21 protein-coding genes and 1 pseudogene are annotated in these 26,303 nt (G+C 61.7%); 15 read left to right on the top strand and 7 right to left on the bottom strand.

The annotated features are described in order from the left end of the window. Nucleotides 1-645 precede the first annotated feature (645 nt). A complete protein-coding gene (locus R5R73_RS07240) occupies nt 646-1,050 on the bottom strand; it encodes a GNAT family N-acetyltransferase (protein WP_322529288.1) in 405 nt (134 codons plus the stop codon). Between the two features lie 44 nt (nt 1,051-1,094). Beyond that, the gene (locus tag R5R73_RS07235) at nt 1,095-1,388 is read right to left on the bottom strand and encodes a DUF1778 domain-containing protein (protein ID WP_322529287.1); all 294 of its coding nucleotides are present in this window, start codon (nt 1,386-1,388) and stop codon (nt 1,095-1,097) included. Nucleotides 1,389-1,655: 267 nt separating this feature from the next. Between R5R73_RS07235 and R5R73_RS07230 the strand changes: the two genes are divergently transcribed. From R5R73_RS07230 to R5R73_RS07210, 5 genes are all read left to right on the top strand, one after another. Next, nucleotides 1,656-2,651 (top strand): C4-dicarboxylate TRAP transporter substrate-binding protein, encoded by a 996-nt coding sequence (locus R5R73_RS07230; RefSeq protein ID WP_322529286.1) that lies wholly within the window; start codon nt 1,656-1,658, stop codon nt 2,649-2,651. A 196-nt stretch (nt 2,652-2,847) separates the two neighbouring features. Beyond that, the gene (locus R5R73_RS07225) at nt 2,848-3,384 is read left to right on the top strand and encodes a TRAP transporter small permease (RefSeq protein ID WP_110635706.1); all 537 of its coding nucleotides are present in this window, start codon (nt 2,848-2,850) and stop codon (nt 3,382-3,384) included. 5 nt (nt 3,385-3,389) lie between these two features. After that, nucleotides 3,390-4,673: a TRAP transporter large permease gene (locus R5R73_RS07220; protein WP_322529285.1), complete on the top strand. Its 1,284-nt coding sequence runs from the start codon at nt 3,390-3,392 to the stop codon at nt 4,671-4,673. Between the two features lie 160 nt (nt 4,674-4,833). Beyond that, nucleotides 4,834-5,601, top strand: a complete 768-nt coding sequence (locus R5R73_RS07215) for a FadR/GntR family transcriptional regulator (protein WP_071230334.1) — start codon at nt 4,834-4,836, stop codon at nt 5,599-5,601. Nucleotides 5,602-5,697: 96 nt separating this feature from the next. Further along, entirely contained in the window at nt 5,698-6,486 is a 789-nt protein-coding gene (locus tag R5R73_RS07210) for an SDR family oxidoreductase (protein WP_322529284.1), read from the top strand. Nucleotides 6,487-6,525: 39 nt separating this feature from the next. Here the strand turns inward: R5R73_RS07210 and R5R73_RS07205 are convergent. Both R5R73_RS07205 and aceE read right to left on the bottom strand, forming a co-directional pair. After that, nucleotides 6,526-7,935, bottom strand: a pseudogene (locus tag R5R73_RS07205) (dihydrolipoyllysine-residue acetyltransferase); the annotation flags it as partial. A gap of 64 nt (nt 7,936-7,999) precedes the next feature. Continuing rightward, nucleotides 8,000-10,690, bottom strand: a complete 2,691-nt coding sequence (aceE, locus tag R5R73_RS07200; protein WP_322529283.1) for a pyruvate dehydrogenase (acetyl-transferring), homodimeric type — start codon at nt 10,688-10,690, stop codon at nt 8,000-8,002. 135 nt (nt 10,691-10,825) lie between these two features. Here aceE and R5R73_RS07195 point away from each other — a divergent pair, with 135 nt between their 5' ends. Beyond that, nucleotides 10,826-11,737, top strand: coding sequence for a LysR family transcriptional regulator (locus R5R73_RS07195; RefSeq protein WP_322529282.1), 912 nt, complete (start codon nt 10,826-10,828; stop codon nt 11,735-11,737). Between the two features lie 134 nt (nt 11,738-11,871). On the opposite strand, the gene R5R73_RS07190 is transcribed toward R5R73_RS07195, so the two are convergent. Then, entirely contained in the window at nt 11,872-13,671 is a 1,800-nt protein-coding gene (locus R5R73_RS07190) for an IlvD/Edd family dehydratase (RefSeq protein WP_110635719.1), read from the bottom strand. Between the two features lie 108 nt (nt 13,672-13,779). Continuing rightward, entirely contained in the window at nt 13,780-14,790 is a 1,011-nt protein-coding gene (araD1, locus tag R5R73_RS07185; protein WP_110635722.1) for an AraD1 family protein, read from the bottom strand. A gap of 559 nt (nt 14,791-15,349) precedes the next feature. On the opposite strand from araD1, the gene R5R73_RS07180 reads away from it, so the two are divergent. From R5R73_RS07180 to R5R73_RS07160, 5 genes are read left to right on the top strand one after another with little or no spacing between them, the layout of a single operon-like run. Continuing rightward, nucleotides 15,350-16,327 (top strand): tripartite tricarboxylate transporter substrate binding protein, encoded by a 978-nt coding sequence (locus R5R73_RS07180; protein ID WP_110635725.1) that lies wholly within the window; start codon nt 15,350-15,352, stop codon nt 16,325-16,327. Nucleotides 16,328-16,355: 28 nt separating this feature from the next. Next, a complete protein-coding gene (locus tag R5R73_RS07175) occupies nt 16,356-16,838 on the top strand; it encodes a tripartite tricarboxylate transporter TctB family protein (protein WP_110635727.1) in 483 nt (160 codons plus the stop codon). Nucleotides 16,839-16,844: 6 nt separating this feature from the next. Continuing rightward, the gene (locus tag R5R73_RS07170) at nt 16,845-18,362 is read left to right on the top strand and encodes a tripartite tricarboxylate transporter permease (protein WP_071230328.1); all 1,518 of its coding nucleotides are present in this window, start codon (nt 16,845-16,847) and stop codon (nt 18,360-18,362) included. Further along, on the top strand, nt 18,359-19,414 hold the full coding sequence (locus R5R73_RS07165; RefSeq protein WP_110635731.1) for an Ldh family oxidoreductase: 1,056 nt from the start codon (nt 18,359-18,361) through the stop codon (nt 19,412-19,414). Before R5R73_RS07170 ends, R5R73_RS07165 begins: the two co-directional genes overlap by 4 nt. A 42-nt stretch (nt 19,415-19,456) precedes the next feature. Then, nucleotides 19,457-20,641, top strand: a complete 1,185-nt coding sequence (locus R5R73_RS07160; protein ID WP_276232494.1) for a fumarylacetoacetate hydrolase family protein — start codon at nt 19,457-19,459, stop codon at nt 20,639-20,641. 76 nt (nt 20,642-20,717) lie between these two features. Here the strand turns inward: R5R73_RS07160 and R5R73_RS07155 are convergent, their stop codons facing one another. Next, on the bottom strand, nt 20,718-21,647 hold the full coding sequence (locus R5R73_RS07155) for a LysR substrate-binding domain-containing protein (protein ID WP_322529281.1): 930 nt from the start codon (nt 21,645-21,647) through the stop codon (nt 20,718-20,720). A 271-nt stretch (nt 21,648-21,918) separates the two neighbouring features. Here R5R73_RS07155 and R5R73_RS07150 point away from each other — a divergent pair, with 271 nt between their 5' ends. The 4 genes from R5R73_RS07150 (at nt 21,919) to R5R73_RS07135 (ending at nt 26,256) form a co-directional block, all read left to right on the top strand. Next, a complete protein-coding gene (locus tag R5R73_RS07150) occupies nt 21,919-23,217 on the top strand; it encodes an L-fuconate dehydratase (protein WP_276232495.1) in 1,299 nt (432 codons plus the stop codon). A gap of 117 nt (nt 23,218-23,334) precedes the next feature. Next, entirely contained in the window at nt 23,335-24,435 is a 1,101-nt protein-coding gene (locus R5R73_RS07145) for a TRAP transporter substrate-binding protein (protein WP_071230323.1), read from the top strand. Between the two features lie 64 nt (nt 24,436-24,499). Further along, entirely contained in the window at nt 24,500-25,003 is a 504-nt protein-coding gene (locus R5R73_RS07140) for a TRAP transporter small permease (RefSeq protein WP_071230322.1), read from the top strand. Next, nucleotides 25,000-26,256, top strand: coding sequence for a TRAP transporter large permease (locus R5R73_RS07135; protein WP_139284229.1), 1,257 nt, complete (start codon nt 25,000-25,002; stop codon nt 26,254-26,256). The genes R5R73_RS07140 and R5R73_RS07135 overlap by 4 nt, the downstream gene beginning before the upstream one ends. The last annotated feature ends 47 nt before the right edge of the window (nt 26,257-26,303 follow it).

Genomic DNA, 26,303 nt, shown 5'->3' with positions numbered 1-26,303 from the left:
ATGAATATTCGCTGTAACGTTGCCGAATCGAAGTCGTGACGGAAAGATGATGAAGATCGCAACGAAAAACGCCCACCATAGTGGTGGGCGTTTTGGCAACGAATCGCGGCAACGATTCATTGCGGTCTGAAGATCACTTCGAGATGCCAAATCATGATCGTTCAGACGGAGTAGGAATGTCAATTTTGAGAGATTACTAAATTGTAACGACAAAATAGGGCGGCCTCTTCCTCTCTTGACAAGACGGGAGGCCGGCTACCGTCGGGGCTCCAGCGGAGGGCAAATTTATCCACAGGATATGCGGGCAAAAATGCCACATCTATGCTTGGAAAATCAGTTGACTACCACTTATAGTGTTTTTCATTGGCCTTGCTAAGAGGGCGGCAACCCTCTACCGGCAATAGCAAGATCACTCACCATGAGTGTCTGAAGATCGCTTCGAGATGTGATCTACACCTTCACACAATGCCGGAGTGAGGGGAAGGGCGCTCCAACCACGGGAGCGAATGCTTATGACAGTCACCGACTTGTCGTTGGCCTTCGGGGTCGCTGGCTTTGCCTGCACCCTGATTTCGTATTATCTCGGCATCATGTAATAAAAACCCCGGGCTCAGGCCCGGGGTTTTCGTTTTACTCCCTCGCACTTCACAGCTTTGTCATAAGAGTCATGGGAGTGACCGTCGATTCTACAAAGCCATGCTTGCTATAGAACGCTGCCGCCACATCGTCAATCGCATGCACCAGTAATGCGCGAGCGCCGATCTCTTGCGAAGCGATGGTTGAGCGCTCCAGGGCATCCTTCAAAAGCCCCTTCCCAATTCCTAGCCCCTTGTAGCGGGAATCCACTGCCAACCTACCAAGCAGGGTCACAGGAATTGGGTCAGGCATCCCTCGGGACACATTTCCTGGGGCGTCAGCTCGTCCTACCGCACCGCTGGATAGCGTGTAATACGCCACCACGCGCAAACTATCGCGTTCGCACACTACGTAGGTGATTGAAGCCTTTGACTTCATGTTCTTCAGCGCCTTGGATCTCAGAAAATCATCCAATGACGCCTCGTCACATGAAAACCCCTCTAGCTCGTGTTCCTCGGTCAGTCTGGTTGGTCGTCCCAAGGCGACCGGCTGTTTTTTAGCTCTGTGATACATTTGTTGTCTCCGGCTGTGCTATTCACTGCCTGCTCGAAGACGTCGAAGCTTTCAGCATCGAGAAAAAACAAACGTCTATCCAGTAACACTTCCTCGGCCCTGCGAAGTGCCGCATCGATGACGAAACTTGTCCGATCCCCGCCTAGTTCCGCGACTGCCATATCGATCAGGTTTCGTTTTCTGCTCTCAACGCGCATGTTGAGAGGCAACATTTTTTCACGCGCCTGAATTTGGCTCATGATTCAGTCTGTCCACCCTGTTAATTAATTTTACGTATAGACGCTCCTTAGCTCGGTTTAACCGAAATACTCACTGTGATTATCGAAATGTTTCATATCAGACTCCTAGAGATTGAGAGCAGCCACCTGGTTTGTGTGTCTTCTTTTATGTTGCGTCGATAAGCAGTTGACGCTGCTTCCGACGACATCATCCTAGCACACTGTATAGCCAGCGTCTACACGCTGTGTAGACACTGGCTATACTGAATGCATTTTTTGGGTACGCCCATGATGACTCATCGATTCTTCCGCTTCACCGCTTCACTCACCCTGGCCGGCCTGAGCACGCTCGCGCTCACGGGCATGGCCCAGGCCGCGACCGAAATCCGCGTCGCCTACGGCAATCAGCCCGGCGAGCCGGTCGATGTCGCGGTCAAGGAATGGGCGAAAAGCGTCGAGAAAGCCAGCGACGGCGAACTGACGCTGAAGGCGTTCCCCGCCAGCCAGCTCGGCGGCGAGACCGAGGTGATGGAACAGGCGCGCTTCGGCTCGCCGCTGATCACCATCACCGCCTACTCGAACTTCATGAGCTCGGTACCGGACCTCGCCGTCCTCGACGCGCCCTACCTGGCCGACGATTTCGACAGCAAGCTCAAGGTCTTCGACTCCGAATGGTTCGCCGAACAGGAGCAGAAGGTCGAGGAATCCGGCTATCACATCGTGATTCCCAACAGCGTCTACGGGGTGCGTCATTTGCTCTCCCGGGAAGCGGTCGCGACGCCGGAAGATCTGGCCGGGGTCAAGGTGCGGGTACAGAACTCGCCGATGTACGTCGCCGCGATCGAAGCAATGGGCGCGGTGCCGACGCCGATGTCGCTGGGCGATGTCTATCCGGCGCTGGCCCAGGGTTTGGTCGACGGTGTCGAGAACCCGCTGCCAGTGCTGTATGGCGGCAAGTTCTACGAGGTAGTGAAGAACCTCAACCTCACCGCCCACATGCATACGGTCGCGCCGTTCGTCACCGGTGAAGCGTTCTGGCAACAGTTGAGCCCGGAAGATCAGAAGATCCTCACCGAGACCGGCCAGGAGATGGCCAAGAACCTGCGCAGCCTGGTCGAGAAGGAGACCGAAAAATCGCTCCAGCAGTTGAAGGATGCCGGCGTCCAGGTGCACGAGGTGGATACCGCCCCGTTCCGCGAGCGTGCCCAGCAGGAAGTCCCGGCGGCGTTCCCGCAGTGGAGCGAGGGGCTGTACCAGCAGGTCAGCGACATCATCAACGGCTGACAAAATCGCCGGGAGCGATTTTGGACGTCGCATAGCGACGGCCCGAAGGGCGACCGCCAAGGATGGCGGTCGCAATCTCGATGCCTGCGCGGACTCGGCGTCCCCAACGAATCGCGGCGTTGCGCGGGGCTATCGATATACCGCTGCTCAATGCCGCGACTTGGGCCGTCGCTCACGCTCTAGGAGTTGAATATCCATGCAAACGTTCTTCAAGGCGCTCGACCGTCTGATGCGGCTCGATGAGGTGATCGCCAGCCTGGCGCTGTTCGGGCTTTTCGTGGTCGCCATCGCCAACGTCTTCATGCGTTATCTGTTCTCGTCGCCGCTGGCCTGGAGCGAGGAGATCCTGCAGCTGTTGATGGTGTGGGCGACGTTCCTCGGCGCCAGCGCATTGGTACGGCGCAACGAGCACGTGCTGATCGGTCTGCTCAATGACAGGTTGCCGGCAGCCGTTGCGCACTGGAACACGCGCATTTTCAACATCGGCATCGTCATGCTTTGCGCGGTGGCGATGCTGTTCTGGGGGCTGGAACTGCTGCCCTTCTCGCGTTTCCGCAGCACGCCGATGCTGCAGATCCCCTACTACTGGATTCACGTATCGATCCCCATCAGCGCGGTGCTGATGCTCTATCACAGTCTGGTGCGCCTGATCACCAATGACCGATTGATTGCCGACGAACGGGAACTGGCTCCGCCGGAAGCCACCCGCGACGCCGTTACCGCCAAGGAGTGATATCGATGGCCGTTGGAATCGCGCTCGCCGCGCTCTTCATCCTGTTCTGCCTGGGCACGCCGGTAGCCTTCGCGCTGTTTGCGTCGAGCCTGACCTACTTCCTGGTCGGCGCCGACCAGCCCATGGTAATGCTGATCCAGCGTCTCGCCGGCGGGCTGGAATCGATCTCGCTGCTGGCCATTCCTTTCTTCATCATGGCCGGGGTGTTCATGAACCACTCCGGTATCACCGAACGGCTGCTGACGCTGGCCGAGCTGATGACACGCCGCCTGCATGGCGGGCTGGCCCAGGCCAACGTGCTGCTGAGTACCTTCATGGGCGGTTTGTCCGGCTCCAACATCGCTGATGCCGCCATGAACGCCAAACTGCTGGTACCGAGCATGACGGCTGCCGGCTACCCCAAGCCGTTCTCGAGCGCGATCACGGCTTCGTCGTCGCTGATCACCTCGACCATCCCGCCGGGGATCGCGCTGATCGTCTACGGCTACGTCAACAACGTCTCGATCGGTCGGCTGTTCCTCGCCGGCGTCGTTCCCGGCGTGCTGATGGCGGTCGCCATGATGGTGCTGGTGTCGATCCAGTGTCGTCGCCTCGGTTATCAGAAGCCGCGCCGCGAACGCGTATCGCGCCACGAATGGATCAGCGTGACCCGCGCCGGGATCATCGCCCTGCTGCTGCCGGTGGTCGTCATCGGCGGCATCCGTGTCGGCATCTTTACGCCCACCGAAGCGGGCGCGATGGCGGTGCTCTACGCGCTGATCGTCGGGCTGTTCGTGTATCGGCAGATGGGGCTCGGCAGCGTTGCGCTGGCGACGCGGGAGTCGCTGATGGCGTCGGTCAACGTGCTGTTCATCATTGCGATCGCCTCGGGCTTCGCGCGTGTGCTGACCTGGGAGCAGATTCCACAGCAGATCGCACTGTTGCTCTCCTCGGGCGTCGGCAGCGCGGTGGCGTTTTTGCTGATCGCCAATGCCCTGCTGCTGATCCTCGGCATGTTCCTGGAAGGCAACGCGATTCTGATCGTGCTTTCGCCATTGCTGGCTCCCGTGGCGGCCCAGTTCGGCATCGACCCGGTGCACTTCGGTATCGTCTTCATCCTCAACGCCTCGATCGGCACCATCACGCCACCCCTGGGCACGGTGATGTTCACGACCTGCAGCATCACCGGCGTCTCGATCGGCGCCTTCATCCGCGCGATCACGCCCTACTGGCTATTGCTGGTCGCCCTGTTGCTGGTGGTGACCTTCGTGCCGGCGATCTCGCTGACGTTGCCCAACTGGGTTTTCTGACCCGGGAGCGTGCCCTGAACGCAAGCCGCCGAGTACGACCATGGCCGTATGTCGGCCTTTCCCGGTCGCGCGTTCGGCGGCCGGACAGGTAAGATGAAGTCGAAATAGCCAATGTTGACCATACGGCTCAACCCACTTCGAAGGCCGGGATTCGACTGACGTGAAGGACACCTCGACAACGCGTTCCCCACGCCGGCCCAGCGTCGCTGAGGCGCTGGTCAGGGAGATCTTCGCCGGCCATTACCAGCCCGGCGAATTCGTGCCCAAGGAGATCGACCTCTGCGAGCAGTTCGCGCTCAACCGCTCGGCGGTGCGCAGCGATCTGCGCCAGCTGGTCGATGCCGGCATCATCGAGCGTATCTCCGGTTACGGCTCCCGCGTTCGGGATTATGCCGAGTGGAACATTCTCGACCCGCAGGTCACCGAATGGATGGTGCGTTTCGCCACGCCCAATCCGGGTATCCAGCGCGAGATTCTGACGTTCCGGCTCGACGTCGAGCCCTACGTGGCGATGACGGCGGCCAAGCGCGCCACGGCGAGGGATCTCGTGGCGATCGAAGAAGCCTTCGAAGGCATGGGCCGTGACTTCCACAACCCCGAATCGGCCAACCGCGGGAGGCTTCACAGCGACCACGACGTCGCCTTCCACGTAGCCATCTTCAAGGCGACCCACAACATCGTCTGGAAGCAGCTATCGCACATCCTGAAGCCCTCGATTCATCTACTGGTGGAGACCTCCAACGTCAGCGCCAGCGATCCCGAGCAGAGCCTGGAGCGCCATCGGCACCTGATGGAGTGCATTCGAACCCGGCAGCCCCGCGAGGCCTTCTTCGCCTCGGTGGCGGTTTTGCAAGGAACGGCCGACGCACTGGGGATGGAGATGCCGGAGACCTTGCTGGGCGAAGTGCCGGCAGCCGTGGAGCGCTGAGCGCCGCGCCGCGCATGCCGGCAGCGCGATACCCAAGGAGCGCGGAAACTCGCATGCCTGCGATGCCCGCCTCGATCTCGTCAGAGGAGAACCAACATGGATTTCGGTATCAACGGCCGCTGGGCCATCGTCTGCGCCGCCAGCCAGGGACTGGGCAAGGGTTGCGCCGTTGCTCTGGCCAGGGAAGGGGTCAATCTGGTCATCAACTCGCGCCGGCAGGAGACGCTGGACGCCGTCGCCGAGGGGCTGCGCGCACTCGATCCGGCGATCGAAGTGCGTACGGTTGCCGGTGACATCGGCGATCCGGCCATCCGGGAGGCGGTGCTAAGCGCGCCGCCCCAGGTCGATATCCTGGTCAACAACAACGGTGGCCCGCCTCCCGGCGATTTCCGAGACTGGGAGCGGGACGACTGGATCGCGGCGCTGGACGCCAACATGCTGGCGCCCATTGCGTTGATTCAGGCCTGCGTCGATGGCATGGCCGAGCGCGGCTTCGGCCGGATCGTCAATATCACCTCGTCGGCGGTGAAAGCCCCGATCGACGTGCTCGGGCTCTCCAACGGTGCCCGCAGCGGCCTGACCGGATTCGTCGCCGGCACCGCTCGCCAGTCGAGACTGGCCAGCCGCAACGTCACCATCAACAACCTGATGCCGGGCGCCTTCGACACCCAGCGGCTGAGGGATGGTATCGACAAGGCCGCCAGCAAGAGCGGCCGCACGCATGACGAGGTCGCCCAGGCGCGTCTGGAAGCCATACCCGCCGGCCGCTTCGGCAACCCCGAAGAGTTCGGCGAAGTCTGCGCCTTTCTCTGCAGCCGCCAGGCCGCCTACATGACCGGCCAGAACATCCTGCTCGACGGCGGCGCCTACCCAGGGACATTTTGAGAGTTCGGACCGATGTCGGGCCGAACGCTCGCGAGCGAATCAGACGAGCATGCGACGAATGTCGGTCAGCACCTGCACCAGATAGGCGGTGAAGCGCGCCGCATCAGCTCCGTTGACCGCACGGTGATCGTAGGACAACGACAACGGCATCATCAGCCGCGGCGCAAATTCGGCGCCATCCCATACCGGCTTCGTCTGCGCCTTGGAAACGCCGAGGATGGCGACTTCCGGGGCGTTGACGATGGGCGTGAAGACAGTCCCGCCGATGGAGCCCAGGCTGGAGATGGTGAAGCAGCCGCCCTGCATCTCCTCGCGCTTGAGCTTTTTCGACTGCGCCTTGCCGGCCAGTTCGACCGATTCCTTGGCCAGCTCGATCAGCGATTTCTGACCGGCGTTGCGAATCACCGGCACCATCAGGCCGTCCGGCGTATCCACGGCGATGCCGATGTGCACGTAGTGCTTCTGCACCAGCGTTTCGCCGTCGCTCTTCAGGCTGGCGTTGAACTGCGGGAATTTCTGCAAAGCGTAGGCACAGGCCTTGATCATGAACGGCAGCGGCGTGAGCTTGGCGCCCTGCTGCTGCGCCTCGTCCTTCATCGCCTTGCGGAAGGCTTCGAGCTCGGTGATGTCCGCCTCGTCGAACTGGGTGACGTGCGGCACGTTGAGCCAGCTGCGATGTAGGTTGGTCGCCCCGGTCTTCATGAGATGGCCCATCGGCTTCTCTTCGATCTCGCCGAACTGGCTGAAATCGATGTCCGGCACGGCCGGAATCCCCGCGCCGCCACTCGGCTCGGCGCTGCTTCCGGCACCGCTGGCACGCTGCTGGAGGGCGTTCTTGACGTATCCCTGCACGTCTTCTTTCAGCACGCGACGCTTGGGCCCGGTAGGCGTCACCTGGGCCAGGTCGACGCCCAATTCGCGGGCCAACATGCGCACGGCCGGACCGGCGTGCACGTGCGCCCCCGCGGTCTTTGCCTCGCCTTGCTTGTGGCGTGCCTCGGGGCTCGGCTCGCCCATGGGCGGCGCCGCGCGCTTGACATCGGCATTGGCCGGCGCCGACTGAGACACACTTACCTTTTGTGAACCGGTCTCAAACATCCTCGTGTCCGAAGAAGGTGTAGCAGGCCTCTGAGCTTCCTCGTTCCCTTCGGGGCTGCTGGCTGTATCTTCCGCTGACGTTTCGTGGGCGTCGCCACCTTCACCGCCATCCTCGTCCGCAATCTCCATCGTGCCGATCAAGTCGCCTTCGGAGACGCTATCGCCTTCCTTGACCGAGATCTCGACCACCTTGCCCTTGTAGGGGCTGGGCACGTCCATGGAGGCCTTGTCGGATTCCAGCGTGATCAGCGTGTCTTCCGCCTCGATCTCGGCGCCTTCGCTGATCGCCAATTCGATCACCGGCACGTCCTCGCTGCCGCCGATATCGGGTACCCGTATCATTTCCTTACGCACTGTAGCGCTCCTCGTCCTTTAATCCGCTTTTACTTCACGTGGGCTCATACTCGGGTGCGCTTCAGTGATCGAGCGGGTTAGGCGCGGCAGGATCGATGCCGTACTGTGTCATCGCTTCGGACACGGCGTGCGGCGCTATCTCGCCACGTTCGGACAAGGCCCAAAGCGTCATCGTCACCACATGATAGCGGTCCACTTCGAAGAAACGGCGCAGCGCCTCGCGTGTGTCGGAACGTCCAAAACCATCGGTGCCCAGCACATGAAAGTCACTTGGTACCCAGGTGCGGATCTGATCGGCATACAGACGAATGGAATCGGTGGCCGCAACGACAGGACCTTGGCGATCAGCCAACTGGCGCTTCACCCAAGGCTCCTCGTGGTCCTCACCCGGAGCCAGGAAACGCTGCCGATCATAGTCGAGCGCCTCGCGACGAAGCTCGTTGAAGCTGGTGACGCTCCACACATCGGCGATCACTCCATGTGAATCGCGCAGTATCTCGGCCGCCGCCTCGACCTCGCGGAGAATCGTGCCGCTACCCAGTAGCTGAACCCGAGGCTTGCCGTCGTCAGTCTCTCCCGGATGCAACAGGTACATGCCGCGCACGATGCCCTCCTCACAGTCTTCGGGCATGGCCGGGTGCGGGTAGTTCTCGTTCATCACCGTCAGATAGAAGAAGACATCCTTTCCTCGCTCGTACATCTCCTGCAAGCCATGGCGCACGATGACCGCGACTTCATGCGCGTAGGTAGGATCGTAAGTACGGCAGTTGGGAATGACCGAAGCGAACAAGTGACTATGGCCATCCTGATGCTGCAGTCCCTCGCCGTTGATCGTGGTCCGCCCCGCCGTACCGCCCACCATGAAGCCCCGGCACATCATGTCGCCAGCAGCCCAGGCGAGATCGCCGATGCGCTGGAAACCGAACATGGCGTAAAAGACATAGAAGGGAATCAGCATCGTGCCGTGATTGGCGTGCGAGGTCGCCGCCGCGATCCACGACGACATGGCACCGGATTCCGTGATGCCCTCCTCAAGGATCTGACCAGCCTGGTCCTCGCGGTAGAACATGATCTGTCCGGCATCGGCCGGCTCGTATTTCTGGCCTTCCGGCGCATAGATGCCAAGCTGGCGAAACATGCCCTCCATACCGAAGGTCCGCGCCTCATCGGGCACGATCGGCACAATGCGCTCGCGTAGTGGCTTGTACTTGGTCAAGCCACTCAACACACGCACGAAGGCCATGGTGGTCGAGACCTCGCGCTCTCCGGTGCCCTTCAGTTGAGCAGCGAATGGCTTGTCCTCAAGCGCGGGAATCGACAGCGTCTCGTGAGCAGTCCGGCGCGCGGGCTGAAAACCATGTAGACGCTCGCGACACCCGTGTAGATAACGCATCTCGGGCGAGTCCAACGCCGGGCGGTAATAAGGCATGCCGCCGTCCTGCAATTGCTCATCGGTAATCGGCACCTGAAAACGATCGCGAAGCTGCTTCAGTCCCTCAGCCGTCATGGTCTTGATATTGTGGGCTTCCATATCGGCCTCACCGTGTTCGCTGCCCATGCCATAACCCTTCACGGTATGCGCCAGGATCACCGTGGGTCGGCCATTGTCAGCGTCCATGGCGGCACGATAAGCGGCATGAACCTTCACCGGATCGTGTCCACCCCGGATAAGCCCTTGAATCTCTTCGTCCGATAGGGAAGCGACTTGCTCCGCTAGCGCCTCATATTTACCGAAGAAGTGCTCGCGCGTGTAAGCCCCGCCCTGCGCCTTGAAGTTCTGGTATTCGCCATCGACGGCTTCATCCATGCGCCGCTGCAAAAGACCACTATGATCTTCATTCAGCAAGCGATCCCAGGTACTCCCCCAGACCACCTTGAACACATTCCAGCCGGCCCCCCGGAAGGTCCGCTCCAGCTCGCTCATTACGCTACCGTTACCGCGCACGGGCCCATCGAGACGCTGTAAATTGCAATTGATCACGAAAATCAGGTTATCCAGCCGCTCCCGGCTCGCTACGTTGAGCGCGCCCAACGTTTCCGGCTCGTCGCATTCGCCATCGCCGAGAAATGCCCAGACCTTGCGTTGCTGAAGAGGCTGCAGCCCTCGGTTGTCCATGTACTTCATCAGGCGCGCCTGATAGATCGCCTGAATCGGACCGAGACCCATCGAAACGGTCGAAAACTGCCAGTAGTCAGGCATCAGATAAGGATGCGGATAGGACGACAGACCACCCCCACCGACTTCCTGTCGGAAACGATCCAGTTGAGCCTCGCTCAACCGTCCTTCGAGAAAGGAGCGCGCATAGATTCCCGGCGTGATGTGACCCTGAAAATAGACCAGATCACCGGCGAAGTCCTCGGACGCTGCTCGGAAGAAGTGATTGAAGCCGACCTCGTAGAGTGTGCTGCTCGACATGTAGCTAGCCAAATGCCCGCCAAGACTTTTGTCCTTGGCGTTGGCACGCACCACCATGGCCACGCTGTTCCAGCGTACCGCCGAGCGAATTTTGCGCTCGAGCAACAGATCTCCAGGATAGTCCGGCTCCTCGTCGGGAGAGAGAGTGTTTCGGTGATGCGTCGCGAAACTGCCCTCGAACGATACACCGCTTTCGCCAGCGGCTTCGAGCAGGCGATGAATCATGAAACGCGTCCGCTCTTCTCCCTCGTACTGCGTCAACGAAGAGAGGGCATCCAGCCACTCGCGTGTTTCAATGGGATCCGGATCGACGATGCTGCTGACAGCGTCGCTCATAGTGTCGAGCCTCTTCAAAGGAAACGATCAATGGTTACGTGCAAGAGGCCGGCCGCCGACTTACCAAGTACATTAATGCCGAGCGCTAGAACTGACAACGCGACAGAACTGGAAACACTTTCCCGGATTTGAGCCATGAATCTCGATTACCTCAAAGTCTTCACCGCTATCGCCAAGCAAGGTTCTATCCTGGCGGCCTCCAAGGCGATGGGCATCCCAAAGTCGACGGTCGCGCGACAATTGCGTCAGTTGGAAAAGCAGTTATCTCGCCAACTGGTTCTGAGAAACACGCGGCATCTGCGGCTGACCGACGAAGGTCAACGTCTGTACCAGAAGGTCAAGGGTCTCATCGGCGACCTGGAGGAAGTCGAGCACGACATGAAGGGGCGTCTTGGAAAGTTGAGCGGGAAGATTACCGTTGCCATTCCCTCCGAGTTCGGCGTGAAATGGCTCAATGAAAGTATCGCCACTTTTGCGGCCAATCACCCGGACATCGCCATTGACTGCATCACCAGCATGGCGCCACTCGACCCTGTCAGGAGGGACGTGGACGTCTCGATCTGTTACCACCGTGGCAAGCTGTCCGATAGCGGCATGGTGGTGCGTCCGTTGGTCAGCATGCGCAGCGCCGTGGTCGCTGCACCTTCGATCATTGCCAACTATGGCCGGCCCGCTTCGGTGCATGAACTCAGCCAGTTACCCTGTATCTCGACATTGACGGCGCTACAGGCGAATCCCTGGCATTTCATCGATGCAGAAGGTCGAACCATCGCCCTGGATGTACCGACCCGCTATCGCGTTGACAGTAGCTTGATGCTCATCGCCGGTGCGCGCGCCGGGATCGGATTCGCGATCATTCCCTATGAATTTTGCACGGAAAGTATCGAGTCAGGTGATCTCATCGAATTGGCGCTCGACCTTAATCCGGCACCATTGGAAATCGTCGCGATCCACCCGGACCGGAAAAGTATTTCACAACGCACGCGCGCTTTTCTCGACGTCGTGGAGCAGCAGCTGTCAACGCTCGGCAAGCGCTCGCTACGCTAGGCAGACGCATGTCTGCTCCCGTCAGGCTCGGAGCTTCCAACATCTTTGTCGGGCGGGCAGACGCATAAAGACACGCTTGGCCGGCGCAGCGCCGGCCAAGCTATGCAGTCTATGATCCGAAGATCAATAGCTGATCAATGATTATCCCGCGGCAGATCCCAGGCTATGGCGCGATATTTGGTCGCCGGCGCGAGTGTCATCCCACGATCGAGCTGTTCGACCATCGAGCGCTGAATCTCCTGCCACGGCGTCTGATGATCGCGATAGGGATAGCCGCCGCTGGCTTCGAGCCTGGCGCGTCGCGCTGCCAGCTCCTCGGCGTCGATCAGCAGATTGGCTTCGCCGCGGTTGAGATCGATGCGGATCCGGTCGCCGGTCTCCAGCAGCGCCAGGCCGCCGTTGGTCGCCGCTTCCGGCGAGGCGTTGAGAATCGAGGGCGAACCGGAGGTTCCCGACTGGCGTCCGTCGCCCAGGCACGGGAGCGATTCGATGCCCTGCTTGATCAGCGCTTCCGGCGGCTGCATGTTGACGACCTCGGCGCCACCGGGATGCCCCACCGGACCGGCGCCGCGCATCACCAGGATGGTGTTCTCGTCGATCCCAAGTGCCGGGTCGTCGATGCGCGCGTGGTAATCCTCCGAGCCGTCGAAGACCGCGACCTTGCCTTCGAACGCTTCCGGATCCTCCGGATTGGAGAGATAGCGGCGCCGGAAATCTTCCGAGATGACGCTGGTCTTCATCAGTGCGGAATCGAACAGATTGCCCTTGAGGTTGAGGAAACCTGCCGATTCGACCAGCGGGTTGGCGTAGCGCAGGATGACGTCTTCGTCCTGTGTTTCCTGGCCGAAGCAGTTGGCATGCAGCGTCTGGCCATTGACGGTCAGCGCGTCACCGTGAAGCCGACCGGCCGCCAGCAGTTCGTGCACCACCGCCGGCACACCGCCGGCACGGTAGAACTCCTCGCCGAGATAGGCGCCGGCCGGCATCACGTTGGCCAGCAACGGTACGTCGTGACCCAGCCGCTGCCAGTCGTCGTTGGTCAGCTCGATTCCCGCGTGACGGGCGATCGCATTGATATGGACCGGCGCGTTGCTCGAGCCGCCCAGCGCCGAACAGACGACGATGGCGTTCTCGAACGCTTCACGCGTCAGGATGTCGCTCGGACGCAGATCTTCCCACACCATCTCGACGATGCGCGCCCCGGTAGCGTAGGCGACCATCGGTCGCTCCTTGTAGGGCGCGGGAATCATCGCCGAGCCGGGCAGGCTCATGCCCAGCGCCTCGGCCATCGAATTCATGGTCGATGCCGTGCCCATGGTGTTGCAGTGACCCACCGAGGGTGCGGAATCGGCGATTCGGGCCAGAAATTCTGGGTAGTCGATCTCGCCAGTGGCGAGACGCTTGCGCAGCTCCCACACGATGGTGCCGGAACCGACACGATCCTTGCCGCGCCAGCCGTTGAGCATCGGCCCGCCGGAGAGCACGATCGCCGGGATATCCGCCGTGGCGGCGGCCATCAGACAGGCCGGCGTGGTCTTGTCGCAGCCGGTGGTCAGCAGCACGCCGTCGAGCGGATAGCCGTGAAGCACCTCGACCAGGCCGAGATAGGCGAGATTGCGATCCAGCGCGGCGGTGGGCCGGCGTACGTTCTCGTGAATCGGATGCAGCGGAAACTCGAACGGGACGCCGCCCGCCGCGCGGATGCCTGCCTTGACCCGCTCCACCAGCTGGATGTGATGGCGGTTGCACGGCGTGAGGTCGGAGCCGGACTGGGCGATACCGATGATCGGCTTGCCGGAAGAGAGCTCTTCCAGGGTGATGCCGTAGTTCATGTAACGCTCGAGACACAGCGCCGTGGTGCCGGCGTGGTCAGGGTTATCGAACCACCAGCGCGAACGGAGTTGATCGGGGGTACGGCGGGGACGTTCGGTCATGATCGAGGCTCTCACAAACTTGTCACTGACTTGGCCGACGGGCCAGCGGCGTAAACGATCGCTGGCCCGGTCGGTACTGAAGCATCGGTGCGTTGGGTTGGCGGACGCTCAGAGCGCTTTCGCGGCTGCATAGCCGAAATCTTGCTCGCTCCCGAGCGTGTTGCGCAGCGGCCGTCCCAGGGCCGGCAGGTCGATCTCGTAGCGATCGCCGGGTTCGACCACGATCTTGTCGGCGAAGCTCAGCGTCGCCGTGCCGAAGAAATGGACATGCACGTCGCCGGGACGGCGGAAGTTGCGATACTTGAAGTGATGGTGCTCGAGGTTCGCCAGACTGTGGGCCATGTTGCCCTCGCCGGTCAGAAACGGCTTTTCCCATAGCGTGCGACCGTCACGCACGATGCGGCTGGTGCCTTCCAGGTTTTCCGGCAGTTCGCCGATGAAGAGCTCCGGGCCGAAGCTGCAGGCGCGCAGCTTGGAGTGCGCCAGCCACAGGTAGTTGAAGCGCTCGGTGACATGATCCGAGAATTCGTTGCCGATGGCGTAACCGACGCGCCAGGGCGTGCCGTCCTGGCCGACGACATAAAGCCCGGCCAGCTCCGGCTCCTCGCCGGCATCCTGGGCGAACGCCGGGGATGGAATGTCGGTTTCCGGCGCCACCACGCAGTCGCCATCCCCCTTGTAGAACCATTCCGGCTGCGGCCCGACTTCTCCCGCCTTCGGCTTGCCGGCCTCGATGCCCATGCGGAACATGCGCATGGAGTCAGTGAGCTCACTTTCGTCGACCCCGCCTTCAGACGGGGACATAGCGGCAGCGTGCATCGCCGAACGGGTATCGGCGCTGCCGAGATGCGTCAGCCCCGTCCCCGTGACCAGGCAATGCGCCGGATCCGGATGCGTCAAAGGCGGCAGCAGGCGTCGCTCGGCAACGATCTGCGCGTAGTCGAGACGCTGCTCGATCAGCGCCGATTCGACTACCGAGGTCAGCGTCTTGCCCTCGTCGATGGCGCGTCTGGCCAGACCATAGACGCCCGCGTCGGCGTCGACGACCTGGACCTCCCGTTCATCGACGACCATCGCCACGGTCAGTTGATCGTCGTTCAGGCACTGTATCAGGCGCATCGTACTCTCCTCTCCATCGCTAATCGGTCATTGCCACCACGACGTCTCGACCACCCTGGCGGGACGTCTCGAGTTCATCATCCTGTCCGTCTCGATCGCAAACGTCCACGACCCTTCGCGCGCAATGCGACAAAGCGTGCCGGGTGCCTCCGCTGGGCAAACGGATGCCGCCACCCCGACCTGACCCGACGCCTCGCGACACAACGACCACCGTTTATCACCTGACGCCTATGTTGAACATATGAAAAATAAGTACAACATAGACTTTCGGAGCAAATACCTCCGAAGCGAACCGGCGTAATCTGGCGGCGAGGGTCATCGTTCGACACGAAGGCTTTCTCAACGATCTGCCTGACGACATTGATTGGCCAGAATAAAACCGCCTTCATCCGATCCGTTTTCAGCATGTCGCATCACCAGAAAGGCATGGTCAGGGTTTCGCCGTTATACCAATGTCTAGTCAATACGCATATTGCACTCAATGGTCATAAACCATAGCTTCATTGAGCGAAATGCAGGCTCATAACCGCACAAAAAATCCCCCGCCAAGGAACACGCCATGAAGACGTCAATAACCAGAAGTCATCTCGCAGGATTGCTGGGATTGTCATTGTTGCTGCCGCTGCCGGCAATGGCCGACTATCCCGAGAAGCCGATTACGTTGATCGTTCCCTGGGCGGCCGGCGGGGGCACCGACGCGACCGCTCGAACCATCGCTGCCGCGCTGGAAGAGGAGCTTGGCCAGACAGTCAACGTGGTCAATCGGACCGGCGGGAGTGGCGTGGTCGGACACACCGCCATGGCCATGGCCAAGCCGGATGGCTATACGCTCGGCCTGATTACCGGCGAGATCAACATGATGCACTGGCAGGGGCTGACGCAGCTCACCTACCAGGACTACACGCCGATCGCCCAGATCAACTACGACTACGCCGGCATCCAGGTGGCCGCCGACGGCCCGTTCGACTCGGTCGAATCGCTGGTCGAGCAGGTCAAGAGCGAGCCCGCTCGAACCTATACCGCTTCCGGTACCGGGCAGGGTGGCGTCTGGCACCTGGCCTTCGCCGGCTTCCTGCTGGATCAGGGAATGGAGGCCGATCGCGTCTCGTGGATACCCAGCCAGGGCTCGGCCCCGGCGATGACCGAGATGGCGGCCGGCAGCATCGATATCGTCCCGAGCTCGGTGCCCGAGGGGCGCTCGATGATCGAGGCCGGCAAGGCCAAAAGCCTGGCGATCATGGCGCCGGAGCGGCTCGACAGCTTCCCCGACGTCCCGACCCTGAAGGAAGCGATCGGCAGCGACTACGCCATCGGTGAATGGCGCGGTATCGCCGGTCCCAAGGGGATGGATCCGGCCGTCGTCGAGACCCTCGAGAAAGCGGTCGAAGCCGCCTACAACAGCGACACCTACCAGAACTTCATGGCCAAGCAGGGCTTCGGCACCGAATGGCGGGGCGCGGACGATTTCGGCAAGCTCATGGCCGAACAGGACGAGCGCTTCGGCAAGATCGTCGAACAGGTAGGCCTGGCCAAGTGATCCGACGACCCGAACGGGAGACGACCTCATGAGAGATTTCCTGCTCGGACTGGCGTTCATGATCGGCGGCGGCGTGGTCATTGCCGTCGCCCAGACCTATCCGACCATGCCGGCGCTGCAGTTCGGCCCGTCGCTGTTCCCCTCGCTGATCGGCGGGGGAATGGTGATCGGCGGACTGGTGCTGGCACTGACTCGGGTGGGCCAGCTCAAAAACGCGTTCGCCGGTCCCCGCTCCCAAGTGGCGAGCTACGATTACCGCGGCCTGCTGATCTCGCTGCTGCCCTGCGCGCTGGTCGTGTTCTATATCCTGGCCAGCGAATTTCTGGGCGCGGCGCTGTGCATGGCGGCGAGCATGCTGGTGCTGATGCTGATACGGGGCGCCAGGCTGTGGCTATCGCTGCTCGTGTCGATCATCGTTGCCGCGGCAATCTATGTGCTGTTCTCGCGCTACCTGTTGATCCCGCTACCGGAAGGTACGCTGTTTTCCCAAACCCTCACATTCGCCTGGTGACTGCCCATGGACGATTTCCTGCAAGGCCTGGCAATGGTATTCAACCTGCAGACGATGCTGGTCATCGTCGCGGCGGCCGTTTTCGGGCTCTTCGTCGGGGCCATTCCCGGCTTGACCGCTACCATGGCGGTGGCGCTGCTGGTGCCGATCACGTTCTACATGGATGCCACCCCGGCCATCGCCGCGATCGTGGCGACCTCGGCAATGGCGATCTTCGCCGGCGATATCCCCGGCACCTATCTCAACATTCCCGGCACGCCGGCATCGGCGGCCTACGTCGGTGAATCCTATCGACTCGCGCAGAAGGGACGCGCCCGCGAAACGCTGGGCACCAACCTGGTCTGTTCGGTCATTGGCGGGCTGTTCGGCACGATGGTGCTGGTGTTCGTGTCACCCTCGCTGGCCGAAATGGCGCTCAATTTCAGTTCCTTCGAATACTTCTGGCTGGCGCTGCTGGGCTTGAGCAGCTCGATCTTCATCGCCATCGGATCCCGGGTCAAAGCCTTCCTGTCGCTGACGGTGGGCCTGCTGCTGTCGACCGTGGGGCTGGACATGATGAGCGGTGCGCCCCGCTTCACCTTCGGCGTTCCCGACCTGATGGCCGGGATCAACTTCATCCCTGTGATGATCGGCATGTTCGCGCTGAACGAGATCATGATGTTCTACGGCTCGCGGGTCGAGGAACGCCATGTCCCGGTGACAGCGAAGGACAGCGTGTTCCTCAAGGCGCCGGGGCACATCAAGACCTACTGGCGTAACGTGCTGCGTGGCAGCTCCCTGGGTACGCTGATCGGCGCGCTCCCCGGTGCCGGAGCGGACATCGCCGCCTGGATCGCCTACGCCCTCGGCAAGAGCCGCTCCAGGGAAAAGGAGAAATACGGCACGGGCCATATTGAGGGTATCGTCGACGCCAGTTCCGCCAACAACTCCGGCATCAGCGGCGCCTGGGTCCCGGCGCTGGTATTCGGTATCCCCGGCGATACCATTACCGCCATCGTCATCGGCGTGCTCTACATGAAGGGCATGAACCCCGGCCCGACGATCTTCATGAATGGTGGCGGCCAGGTCTATGCCCTGTTCACGGTGTTCTTCGTCGCCAACCTGATCATGCTGCCGATCGGCTATCTCGCCATCCGCGCGTCGAAGGTGTTCATTTTGACACCGCGCAAGATCCTGATGCCGGTGATCCTGAGCTTCTGCATCGTCGGCGCCTTCGCCATCAACAACTCGATCACCGATATCTGGATCATGCTGATCATTGGGCTGGTGGCCTTCGTGCTCGCCCGCAACGACTTCCCGATGGCCCCCGCCATTCTCGGACTGGTGCTCGGCAGTACCCTGGAGAACAGCTTCATGAGCTCGATGCTGAAATCCAACGGCGATCTGCTGGCCTTCTTCGAGCGGCCGATCAGCGCCGCGCTGGGCGCGATGGTCATCCTGATCTGGCTGTTGCCTTCACTGATCCGCCTGTTCCGCCGCTGGCGTAGCACGCCACAACCCAGTCACAAGCCGAGGTCCTCATGACCCGATATGATGCTGCCGCCCTGCATTCGACGCTGGTTACCCTGTTCGAGGAAAATGGCGCGAGCCCGGAGGTGGCGCAAACCACCGCACGCATTCTGGTCGAGGGGGACCTGCTCGGCCACCACACCCACGGGGTGAAGCTGGCCAACGGCTATCTCAAGGATCTCAAGGCGGGCCATGCCTGCGGCGATCACGAGCGGCTCGAGATCCAGCAGAACAGTCCGGTCGCGGCGCTGTTCGACGGCCATTACCTGCTGGGGCCGTACCTCGTCCAGCGTGCGCTGGACCACTGTTGCGAGGCTGCAAAAACGTTCGGCATCGGCATGGTCAGCCTCAAGCGCTCGCATCACATCGCCTGCCTGGCGGCGTATCTGCAACCGCTGGTCGAGGCCAACCTGGTGCCGCTGATCCTGACTTCGGACCCGGCGGTCGCCTCCGTCGCCCCTTATGGCGGGCTGGATCGGGTCTACACACCCAATCCGCTGGCGATCGGCATCCCGGGGCGCGAGCAGCCGATGCTGATCGACGTCAGCATGTCGACCATCACCAACGGCACCGTAGGCAAGACGCACGCTGCCGGCGGCAAGCTCGATCATCCGGCGATTCTGACCGGCCACGGCGAGATCAGCGACGACCCGGAGGACTACTTCGCCTCGCCGGCAGGAAGCATTCTGCCGCTGGGCGAACTCGCCTTCGGTCACAAGGGCTTCGCACTGGGACTGATGGTCGAGGCGCTGACCTCCGCCCTTTCCGGCTTCGGCCGCAAGGATGCCCCCGAGGGCTGGGGCGCTTCGGTGATGGTGATGGTGATCGATCCGGCCCGCTTCGGCGGCACCGAGTCGTTTCTCGACGAGACCGACCATGTCGCCAGACGCTGCCTCGACAGCCGACCGCGCGACCCCGCCAGGCCGGTGCGTCTGCCCGGCCAGTCTGGCCTGGCCCGGCGCCGGGACTATCTCGACAACGGCATCCCGTTGCCGACGGATGTCGTCGATGCCATGCGCAACGCCGTGGCAGACTCATCCCTGGCCGGCAAGACAGCCTTCGGCTAACAAGCACACATCCCTTTCGACTCGACAGGAGCTCTGTTTTTCATGACCCAACCCAATGATCCCGGCCGCCTTCAAGACAACTGTCTTCCCGAAGATGCCGATCAGGCACTGCTGGTAGGACGCGTCTGGCTGACCAGCGATGATGGCCGCGCCGGCCCGGCGCTGGTGGCCCTGCGCGGCGACGTGCTGGTCGATCTTTCCGAGCATGTCTCGACCATGGCCGACCTGCTGGAGCGCGACGATGCCGCCTGGGTCGCTCGCGAAGCGCCGGGCAACAGCGTCGGCACGCTGACAGACGTGCTTGCCAACAGCCACGGGGACGCGCCGCGTGCGCCCTACCTGCTGGCCCCCTGTGACGTGCAGGCGATCAAGGCGTGCGGCGTGACCTTTGCGGTCAGTCTGCTGGAACGGGTGATCGAGGAGCAGGCGGGCGGCGATCTCAAGCGCGCTGCCGAACTGCGTCAGGAGATTCAATCCCTGATCGGTGGCGATCTGTCGCGGATCAAGCCGGGCTCGGAAGAGGCGATGGCGCTCAAGGCGGAACTCCAGGCGCGTGGCGGCTGGTCGCAGTACATGGAAGTGGGTATCGGCCCCGACGCCGAGGTGTTCTCCAAGGCGCAGCCGCTGTCTGCGGTCGGCCACGGCGCCCGCGTCGGGCTGCATCCCGCCTCCGAGTGGAACAACCCGGAGCCGGAGATCGTGCTGGCCGTGGACGCCCAGGGGAAAGTGCGTGGCGCCACGCTGGGCAACGACGTCAATCTGCGCGATGTCGAGGGTCGCAGCGCCCTGCTGCTGGGCAAGGCCAAGGACAACAACGCCTCCTGTTCGATCGGGCCGTTCATCCGGCTGTTCGACGACCACTTCGGCATCGATGACGTGCGCAATGCCCAGGTATCGCTGCGCATCGAGGGCGCGGACGACGACTTCCTGCTGGAAGGACAGAGCGACATGCGCGAGATCAGCCGCGATCCGCTGGATCTGGTGGCGCAGACCTACGGCGCCCATCATCAGTACCCGGATGGCTTCATGCTGTTTCTCGGGACCATGTTCTCGCCGATTCAGGACCGTGACGGCGAAGGCCAGGGCTTCACCCATCATATCGGCGACCGGGTGACCATCTCGACACCAAGGCTGGGCACGCTGAGCAACGTCGTCGATCGCAGCGACCGCCTGCCGCCCTGGACATTCGGCATCCGCGCGCTGCTGGCGCACCTCGGTCAACGCTGACGCCGGTTCGGCGTGAGTCCGAAGCCATCGCTTCTGCTTCTGCTGCCGACGCCGCCCTGGCGTCGGCAGTGGAAATTCAGGGTTCGTCGCGCATCAACAGCGTATCGATGAACTCGCCGACCACATCGGATATCTCCTCTCCCTTGCGGGTCAACACGCCGTAGTAGCCCAGCGGTTCACCGATCACCAGCGGGAGCGCGGTGAACTTGCCCGCCGAAACGGCCGTCTTGAGCACCGATGTCGGCAACAGGGCGATGGCATCCGACGAGCTGACCAGTTGCAGCGTGGTCTGCGTCGAGGTGGTTTCCACCACATTGCGCGGCGTCGCGACTCCGGCTTCGGCCAGCGCCACCTCGAACAATCCTCGCATCGGGCTGCTCATGGGATGCAGCACCCAGGGCCAGCGCACGACCTCGCCCAGGCCGGGCGGACGCTCGCACAGCGGATGCCCCGCCCTCACCACGATCGAAACCGGCTCCGCCTGTAGCGGCAGGAAGTCGAACAGGTGATGCTGGGCGTGTTCCGTCACGCGTCCGATGACGACATCCAGCTGTTTGTATTCCAGGTCCGCCAGCAACCGATCGCTGGAATTCTCGAAAAGGCTGACCGCCAGCTGCGGTCGTCGAGACTTGATCGTGGTGATTGCCTTGGGCAACAGCAGCGGTGCCGCGCCGGGTACCGAGCCAATGACCAGCTTGCCGTGCCCCCCTTCACGCAGCGATATCAGATCGTCTATCAGACGATCGGTGTCGTTGAGGATCGTCCGGGCGTAACGCACCAGTAGCCGCCCGGCATCGGTGATTTCCATGCTGCGAGGCTGGCGATAGAACAGCGTCATGCCGAAAAACGTCTCGATGTCCTTGAGCATCTTGCTGGCGGCCGGTTGGCTCATGTTCATATGGCGAGACGTGGCGTGAAGATTGCGACTTTCGTCCAGCGTGACAAGCAGCGCGAGATGCTTGATACGCAGCCAACCCTTGACGTGATTACGACTATCGTTGGACATCATTCCGATCCGGATAAGCCTTTGGTCAAAGACAATAACCCCCGGTTATCGAGGTTGCAAAAAAAAAGATTGGTCAGCGCCAGCGAGCGCCAATTAGTCTGACGATACATTCCAAAAAGACAGCCAGATTTCATGATTAACTTCCTGAAATAACCGCGCCAATCACGGGCAATCCTACGACTAAAGATATCGAATTGGCGTCCAGTATTTTTCGAAGTATTTCATGGAAACCGTGACAACCTTCATCCATAAGGCAAGGAATCTCGTCAGCATGCCCACGATTCAACGGGTCGAAGTTCAGGACATTCGCTTCCCGACCTCCCGCGAGCTGGACGGGTCGGATGCCATGAATGCCGCGCCGGATTACTCGGCCACCTATGTCATCCTGCATACCGACGCCGACGACGGCATTACCGGCCATGGCCTGACCTTCACCATTGGCCGGGGCAACGAGATCTGCGTCAAGGCAGTGGAATCTCTCGCCTCCCGCCTGGAGGGGCGCTCGCTTTCGGATATCACCGCCGACATGGGCGCCTACTGGCGCGAGCTGACCAGCGGCGACAGTCAGCTGCGCTGGCTGGGGCCGGAAAAGGGCGTCATTCATCTGGCCTGCTCGGCGATGATCAACGCGATCTGGGATCTGTGGGCGAAGCATGAAGGCAAGCCGGTGTGGAAGCTGCTCGCCGACATGACCCCGGAAGCGCTGGTGCGGTGTCTCGACTTCCGCTTCGTTACCGATGCACTGACTCCGGAAGAGGCGATCGGCCTGCTCAAGCGTAGCGAGGCCGGCAAGGCCGAACGCGAAGCCGCGCTACGCGAGCATGGCTATCCGGGCTATACCACCTCGGCTGGCTGGCTCGGCTACTCGGAAGAGAAGATGCGCCAGCTCTGCCGCGATGCCATCGCCGATGGCTGGGACCACTTCAAGCAGAAGGTCGGCGGCGACATCGAGGAGGATCGAAGACGCGCCCGCATCCTGCGCGAAGAGATCGGCGAAGCGCGTCTGATGATGATGGATGCCAACCAGATGTGGGACGTCGACGAGGCGATCGCCAACATGCGCCGGCTGGCGGAGTTTCGTCCTCACTGGATCGAGGAGCCGACCAGCCCCGACGACGTGCTGGGTCATGCCGAAATCCGCCACCGCCTGGCACCGATCGGCGTCGCCACTGGCGAGCATTGCCACAACCGGGTGATGTTCAAGCAGCTGTTCCAGGCCGATGCGATCGATTTCTGCCAGCTCGACGCTGCTCGGCTGGGAGGCCTCAACGAAGTGATCGTGGTGCTGCTGATGGCCGCGAAGTACGACATTCCCGTCTGTCCCCATGGCGGCGGCGTGGGCCTGTGCGAATACACCCAGCACATCTCGATGTTCGACTACATCGCGGTTTCCGGCTCGCTGGAAGGCCGTTTACTCGAATACGTCGATCATCTCCACGAACATTTCGTCGACCCGGTACAAATCCGCCGCGGGCATTACCTGGTGCCGGATGCCCCCGGCTACGGCGTCACCATGAAGGCGGACTCCCTCGCCGCTCATCGATATCCCGATGGCAGCGCCTGGCAATGACGGCGCCGCCGACCCGAGCATTCGGACGCCGCCGAGACCCGCGGCGCCGCACTGCACGTCACTCACGCCATGCACGCCAATTGCGCTATTCACTTCACTAACGTTCTGGAGCTGAAGATGACAACAATCACATCATCGCCTTCCGCCACGCGATCCCGTCGCGCCCGTTCTCCGTTGACCTCGCTGATGGTGGCAACCGTCCTGAGCCTGACCAGCCTGTCGGCCGTCGCCGCCACCGAAATGCCCCCGATTCCGGAGGTCAAGGGCGATGTCGTCAAAGGGGACGGCAACGACTACAGCCTCAAGTTCAATATCGGCCTGACCCAGTCCAGTGCCCAGTATCGCGGTCTGGAATACTTCAAGAAGATCGTCGAGCAGCGTAGTGACGGTCATATCGAGGTGCAGACCTTCCACAGCGCCCAGCTCGGCGACGATCTCCAGTCGGTCAGCGCGCTTCAGGCCGGCACGCTGGAAATGACGGCGCCTTCCACCTCGCCGATGGTGAGCATGTTCCCGCAGTTTGCCGTATTCGACCTGCCGTTCCTGTTCCCGACGCCGGAAATCGCCGACAAGGTGCTCGACGGCGAGATCGGCCAGCAGATGCTGGAGGACGCCTCGACCAAAGGCCTCGTGGCCATCGGCTGGGCCGAGAATGGCTATCGCCAGTTGACCAACAGCAAGCAGCCGGTGGCCTCCCCCTCGGATCTGGATGGCCTCAAGGTTCGCACCATGCAGAACCCGATCCACCTGGACATCTGGCGCACGCTGGGTGCCAATCCGACACCGATGTCTTTCGCCGAGCTGTTCACTGCACTGGAGCAGGGTGTCGTCGACGGTCAGGAAAACCCGTGGATCACCATCGAATCGTCGAAATTCAATGAGGTACAGCCGTACGCCACCGAAACGAATCACGTCTACACGCCTTTCATCACGCTGGTTTCCGAGCGTTTCTGGGACCGTCTGCCGGAGAGCTATCAGCAACTGCTGCGTGAGGCCGCCAAGCAGATGGGCGACTACGAGCGTCATGTCAGCCGCGTCATGAATGACCAGATCAAGCAGGAACTGAAAGACGAAGGCATGCAGATCACCGAGCTGACGCCGGAACAGATCGCGACCTTCCAGGAGGATCTGGCGCCGGTCTACGACGAGTGGCGGGACAAGATTGGCGGCGATCTGATCGACCGTATCCGCGCCGAGTCCCAGGCTCAGTCGAAGTAAGTGCCGATTCGCCGCAGGCGTCACGGACGCCTGCGGCTAGCCCTGCGTGATCATGGAGGTCATGATGAATGCCGACTCCCCCGCCACCCGGGGTCTCCTGGGCTGGCTCCGCCAAACGCTGGAAATCGCTGCCGGGCTGCTCGTGCTCGGTGTGGTCTTCTGCGTCACGGCCAACGTCTTTGGACGCTTCGTCCTCAACTATTCCTACACCTGGGCCGAGGAACTCTCCCGGGTGCTGTTCATCTGGCTGGTGCTGCTGGGCGCAGGCGTAGGCAGTCTCGGCAACGAGCATGTGGCGGTCACCTTCTTCCGCGACAAGGCGCCTGGCGGACTACGCAAGGCTGCCGCTCTGTTGAGCATTGCCATCGTCTACATCGTCTGCATCTGCATTCTGCTGGGGTTCAAGGAAGTGATCTCGGGCTACACCAGCGCCACGCCGATGCTGGGCATTCCCCAGACCTTCCTTTATAGCGCCATGCCAGTGATGGCGATCCTGACGATGATCGCCAACACCATTGCCTTGGTCGAATTGATCAGAGGCGCCCCGTTCCGGAGCAAGACATCATGATTCTATGGAGCATTCTGATCGGGCTGGCGATCTGCATCGTCATCGGCATGCCGATCTCGTTCGGTCTCGCGGCCATCAGCCTGTTCATCTTCTTCGAATCCGGCTATGCGCTGTCGCCGATCGTGTCGCAGGCCGTCAACGGGCTGGACTCCTTTCCTCTTCTGGCGATTCCCTTGTTCATTCTGGTCGGGGAAGTGATGAGCGCGGGCGGTATCGCCACTCGACTGGTCCGTCTCGCCAGCGCCCTGGTCGGTTTCGTCGCCGGTGGCCTCGGCCAGGTGGCAGTGCTCACGTCAATGTTCTTCGGCGGCATCAGCGGCTCCGCCGTGGCCGATGCCTCCGCCGTCGGCAGCATGATGATCGAGCCGATGAAGCAGCATCGCTACAGTGCGCCAATGGCAACGGCCATCGTGGTTGCCGCTTCGGTAGTGGGCATCATCATTCCGCCGTCGATCCCGATGATCCTGTTTGGCGTGGTCACCAACACCTCGATTTCACAGCTGTTCATGGCGGGGATCGTGCCCGGCATCCTGATCACGCTGGGGCTGGCGGCCACTACCTACGTACAATCGCGCAAGAACGGGCGCGGCCAGCCGTTCTCGGTGCCTGAGCTGTTCGCGGCATTGAAGGAGGCCCTGCTGGCGCTGCTGTTGCCGGTCATCATCGTCGGGGGCATTCTCTCCGGCGTGTTCACACCGACCGAGAGCGCGGCGATCGCCCTGGTCTACGCCTTCGTGGTGTCGTTCTTCATCTATCGCAGCCTGACATTGAAGCGCTTCTTCGAGCTTTGCATCGCCACCGGCAAGCTCACCGGCGTCGTGATGCTGCTGCTGGCGTTCGCCAGCGTGCTGGCCTGGCTGCTGACCGCCAACATGATTCCGCAGCAACTGGTGGTCAGCCTGTCGGCCATCACCGAGAACCAGTTCCTGCTGCTGCTGATTCTGACCGGATTCCTGCTGGTGGTCGGCTTCTTCATGGACCTGACCCCGGCGATGGTCATTCTGGCCCCGCTAATGACGCCGGTGGTGGTCAAGCTGGGGGTCGATCCGGTCTATTTCGGCGTGCTGATGTCGTTCGTGCTGGGGATCGGCCTGATCACGCCACCGGTGGGAACGGTGCTCTATGTCGGCTGCGGCGTGGGCAAGGTCGGCATGGAGAGCCTGGTGAAGAGCCTGCTGCCCTTCTATTTCACGCTGATCGCGCTGCTGGCGCTGTTCCTGCTCTTCCCCCAGATCGTGCTGTGGTATCGCTGAGGCCAGGTGATTTCGATGATGCTGAATGATTTCGACGATGTCCCCTT

Source organism: Salinicola sp. LHM (genome assembly GCF_034479735.1).
GTDB lineage: Bacteria > Pseudomonadota > Gammaproteobacteria > Pseudomonadales > Halomonadaceae > Salinicola > Salinicola salarius.
The sequence above is the reverse complement of the archived record's forward strand: the minus strand, read 5'-3'. Positions and strand labels throughout refer to the sequence as shown.